Genomic DNA, 4,257 nt, shown 5'->3' with positions numbered 1-4,257 from the left:
ATCGAAATCCTGAGCTGGGACTGGGCCCTGCATGTCGGCATGGCCCCGGACTCCGTGCCGCAGGAACAGCGGCATCAGGGCGGCCTGATCTACAGCCGGGGGCTTGATATCAACGGGCGCATTGTCACCCCGGACGCCCTCAAAGGCAAAACCGCGCGCTTCTGGATTTCGCCCGTCGCGCCGGACATCATCTTCGGGCCCGAAGGCCTGCCGCATGTGGGCCAACTGCATCCCCGCGACGAAGGCGGCGGACCCGACCTTGAGGCCACCCTGTTCCTGCCAAAGGACGCCCTGCCCGGCGTTCTCACCTGTCTCGCGTCGGCCTGGAAATACCTCCACATCTGGACCAGAGAACCCCCGCCCACCACAGCCGGCATCACGGATTTCGCCTTCTCCCGCCACGATACCTAGGGGTATCCCGGTGGCAGCCCCCCAAAATTCGGCCGCAACCACCAACGAGCCACGGCCTTCAGCGCGTAAAGTGCACCGTCACCGAAATCATTGTGCTATGCGCAGCCAAATCAGCAGTGCAAGCTATCGCCGAGCCCGGTAGCGCGCGAGCTCATCGGCTGAAATCTGGTCTCCGCTCACCAGTTGGTAGTGGCACTCGTCGACCACCTTCACCTGATCGCCCTCCAGGGTGAGTTCGAAGATCGCGATCCGTTCGTCGTCCATGAACTGTGCCGCTATGGGCCTGCAAATCAATGCCGGGAACTTCTCTGCACAGCACGCCAGGTCCTGTTTGGCCTGGACCGACCCCAGCTGGTCATTTCCACCCTTGGCCTGAACCGGCAAAACGTAATGCGCGCCATGCCGGTCTACGCCGACGTAGACCTCATCGATCTCGATCTGGCCGATCCCCTTCACAGAAGTCCGCAAATGGTTCTGCAGCGAATAGGTCGTGATGCCGAGGAACGTATCTATCAGCCGGTTGTATCGCAGCTTCGCAAGCAGCGCCTGTTCATCGCTCAGGGCGTAGACGCCAATGATTTCCGGGGTCGCATCGGGGATCTTTATCGTCACGAGTTCTCGATTGGGAACGATGCGATTGATCGGCACAAGCGCGAAGCGGTAGAGGCCTCGGCCAGCGCCCTCGATGATCCACTCGCGCCCTTCAGGCTGGGTTGCCAGAATGCTCTGCGGCATAGGGGCGCGATAGCGAATGGAATAAACCACGTCTCCGAGGTTCTTTGGCAACTGGACGCCCAGTTCGCTCGCCGCGCGCACGAGGTCTTCCCGCTCGAATGAGAGCGTGTCGACACCCGCTCTATAGCCTGCATAGGTCGCGCCGAAGAACACGCACTCTACAATGGCAGAATACCGGTTGAGCCTGGCGTCCCCTCCGCTCATTCGGCGGCGACCCTTGCAAACAGCGTCTGACCCGCCTCGATCTCGGATTGCTTGCGCTTTCGGGCGCCGCTCTTCATGTCACGGCGTCCGATCGGATTCTCGACATGCCAGTGATTGGCCGCCTGCGTTGCGGTCAGGTGGAGGAGCCAGGTTTCACCAAGTTCTAGAGTCCCTGCTGGCTGTTCGGGTCGTGCCCCCATGGCCTTCATCAACGTCTCTGCGATCACGCGCGCGAGCGGCGGCGCGACGGCGTTTCCAACCTGCCTCGCGCCGTGCCACTTGGTGCCGTGCAGGCGGAACCAGTCGGGAAATCCATGCAGACGCGCCATCTCCCGCACCGTGATGCAGCGCGGAAAGAGATAGTGGATAGGTCTCGGGCTTGTGAAAGCTCCCCTGGACCCGTCCGTCCCAGCTCTCAGCGTGTTCGCAACGCCTGCTGCGGGCAGTTTGAAGAATCGGCTGATGGGTTCGACCTGTCCTGGCGCCGTCTCCGCGAACCGACGCCTTGAGATGTCCGAGTGATCGGTGCGCGCGCTGGAGGTAAGCGTCCCTGGATCCCACCTGCGGCGATATCCAAATCGCCAATGCTCCGAACGGGCGCATCTCATCTCCGCGGCGTACTCGCTCGGGAGCCCCCACCAGTCTGCGCGCGTCTCATCGCTATCTTTCAACCCATCGAAGGTTTCGGCGTCCGGCAGGTCTCCCAACGCGTCCGCACACGACGGTCCCTCCGGGCGATCGCCACTCGAGCCCGCCGCCCGCGTCAGGGGTTTTGGGTAATCAGGAAGCGCCTCGCCGATCTTCGCGCCAAGTAGGATCAACCGTTCACGGCTCTGCGGGACGCCGTAGTCCGACGCATCAAGCACCTTCCAGGGTGTCCGGATCTGATATCCGGCGGCCCGGAATGCGGCGACTAGTTCATCCAGAAACCGCCGGTGCTTACCAAGGGTCAATCCCTTGACGTTCTCGAACACGAAGTATCTCGCGTCCAGTTCGGTCACGATCCTGACAAACTCCAGCACGAGCCGGTTGCGAGGATCATCCAACACGCGCTGACCGATCAGAGAAAAGCCCTGACAGGGCGCGCCGCCGACAACGACATCGACCCGACGGTCGCCCAGACTAGCCGCTTCACGAATCTCCCGGCCCGTAAGACCAACCACCGACCGCGCCAAAACCGTTGTCTGAGGGAAATTGAAGGCGTGCACGGCGGCATGCACCGGATCGATCTCGACCGCCGCCGCCACATCGAATCCCGCCTGCTCGAACCCAAGGCTGATACCACCAGCGCCGGCGAACAGATCGACGACAACAGGACGTCCCAAATCCGGCTCTCCCGTAAAGACTACTGATTCATCACCATCTACCGATTCGTCCTTGGTCGGCCGGTCGGCGGGCGTTCAGGCAATCCTACGTGGACCTACAATGTTCTTCAATTGTTCTTTATCACTGAAGCCGTTCTCGACGACATCAGACCTGTCCCCGCCGCCCCGGGTCAATGCACCCCCTCCGCATACGCCCGGGGCATCAGCTCTTCGCGGATGAATTTCACCCGGTCCAGCAGCATGTGCGCGTGCTCCTGGGTGGGCGCCACAGGGATCGGATAGCACTCCGAAAGGTCCTTCTCCTCCAGCACACAGGTCGCCCAGTCCTCGGCGATGGCGGCATAGAGCTCCAGCCCCAGCGCCGGCGTGGGAAAGGTATCCGCCTCAAAGTGCATCGACGGCAGGTCGCCCACCACCACCCACCGCTCCGCATCCTCCGGCGGTCCCCCTGGCGCAAACCGCACCAGAAACAGGCCAAGGATCGTGCCCAGACCAAAGGCGAGAACCATGTCCTGGATCGGCGGGTCCCAGCGTCCCGTATCGATGAAACGCCAGGCCCTGGCCCTCAACTCAGCCATCTCGGCCACATCTTCCGGCTCGTCGTAGCTGATGTTGATCCCGACCGGAAACCTGGACGTGTCCACGCGCTGGCTCATGGGGAAAAGCTAGCTTTGGCGGCGAAAGACGTAAAGAACAAAAACGCAACAAAAAGGCAGCCTGAGGCGGCCGCTCGCGGACCACACGCCCCCTTAAATCCCACGGCAGCCCTCAGCCTGCCTCCGCAGCTTGGTCAAGGACGCGTGCGCCAGCGCGCGCCGCCCCGCGGCGGCCCGCGGCGCAGCGGCGGGCCGTCCTTGAGGAAGCGCAGGCGGCAGGCATGCTTCGGGTGTGGGAATGAGAAGGCAGCGACACTTCGAATAGCCGGGGCAGGCACGCCTCTCTGTCAGATGAACCACGGCGGGGTGCAAGACTTTGCGTTCCGCTCTTCATCGTGGACAGACCGGATCGTCCTGAAGTCTTATGTGTCCCCACACTTCGGATAAACGTCATGCGCGGCCCAAAATTCTTGAACCTGATCATCGGCCTGGCGCTATCGGCCCTGGTAGTCGGAGGGATCGCCATGGCTGTCGACAATGGCAAGGTGCGCGTGCACAGCGCCGAACAGGCGGCTGAGATGGCGAAGGCAGCCGCCGGCCCGCGCGTGGCCAGCCTGCCGATGCGCGTTGAGACGGAGCAGGATTTCTGGATTATCCGGTTCGGACCCGACGGCGACAAGCGCATGCACAGCTATCTGGTCACTCTCTGGGACAAGAAGGCTGAACCGCTCATGGCGGAGGTCACAGATCAGGCCAACATCATTGTCGACAAGTAGCGGGGGGTTGGGTGATCGCGGGAAAGTGAGGACATCGCGTGACCCAGGCAGACCCATCCAATCCTGACGAACCCCCTCTTTCACGCTAGAGCGGATTCCATTCAGTCTGCATCGTATCCGCAGCTCTTGAAGTAGTTGGCGCACTCGGTCGGAGTGAAGAGGTCGATGAAGCGTCCGATGGCGTCCCAGAGGGCACCGACGGTTCGCTCG

Annotated in this window: 5 protein-coding genes; 2 read left to right on the top strand and 3 right to left on the bottom strand. The window is 62.3% G+C overall.

Annotation, left to right across the window (positions count from 1 at the left end; genetic code table 11):
* A partial coding sequence (locus ACIQ3B_RS18160) for a hypothetical protein (protein ID WP_397405093.1) occupies positions 1–411 on the top strand: 411 nt, incomplete at its 5' end.
* Between the two features lie 123 nt (positions 412–534).
* Here ACIQ3B_RS18160 and ACIQ3B_RS18155 read toward each other — a convergent pair.
* The 3 genes from ACIQ3B_RS18155 to ACIQ3B_RS18145 form a co-directional block, all read right to left on the bottom strand.
* On the bottom strand, positions 535–1,350 hold the full coding sequence (locus ACIQ3B_RS18155; RefSeq protein ID WP_397405091.1) for a hypothetical protein: 816 nt from the start codon (positions 1,348–1,350) through the stop codon (positions 535–537).
* Positions 1,347–2,675 (bottom strand): DNA cytosine methyltransferase, encoded by a 1,329-nt coding sequence (locus ACIQ3B_RS18150; RefSeq protein ID WP_397405090.1) that lies wholly within the window; start codon positions 2,673–2,675, stop codon positions 1,347–1,349. Before ACIQ3B_RS18150 ends, ACIQ3B_RS18155 begins: the two co-directional genes overlap by 4 nt.
* A 170-nt stretch (positions 2,676–2,845) precedes the next feature.
* On the bottom strand, positions 2,846–3,331 hold the full coding sequence (locus tag ACIQ3B_RS18145; protein WP_397405088.1) for a hypothetical protein: 486 nt from the start codon (positions 3,329–3,331) through the stop codon (positions 2,846–2,848).
* Between the two features lie 392 nt (positions 3,332–3,723).
* On the opposite strand from ACIQ3B_RS18145, the gene ACIQ3B_RS18140 reads away from it, so the two are divergent.
* Entirely contained in the window at positions 3,724–4,047 is a 324-nt protein-coding gene (locus ACIQ3B_RS18140; protein WP_397405086.1) for a hypothetical protein, read from the top strand.
* Positions 4,048–4,257 lie beyond the last annotated feature (210 nt).

Source organism: Phenylobacterium sp., from assembly GCF_044358365.1.
Lineage (GTDB): Bacteria > Pseudomonadota > Alphaproteobacteria > Caulobacterales > Caulobacteraceae > Phenylobacterium.
The sequence above is the reverse complement of the archived record's forward strand: the minus strand, read 5'-3'. Positions and strand labels throughout refer to the sequence as shown.

Excerpts from the sequence above, each read along its gene's own strand:
- ACIQ3B_RS18155 (WP_397405091.1), bottom strand. The coding sequence starts at position 1,350 with ATGAGCGGAGGGGACGCCAGGCTCAACCGGTATTCTGCCATTGTAGAG.
- ACIQ3B_RS18145 (WP_397405088.1), bottom strand. The coding sequence starts at position 3,331 with ATGAGCCAGCGCGTGGACACGTCCAGGTTTCCGGTCGGGATCAACATC.
- ACIQ3B_RS18140 (WP_397405086.1), top strand. The coding sequence starts at position 3,724 with ATGCGCGGCCCAAAATTCTTGAACCTGATCATCGGCCTGGCGCTATCG.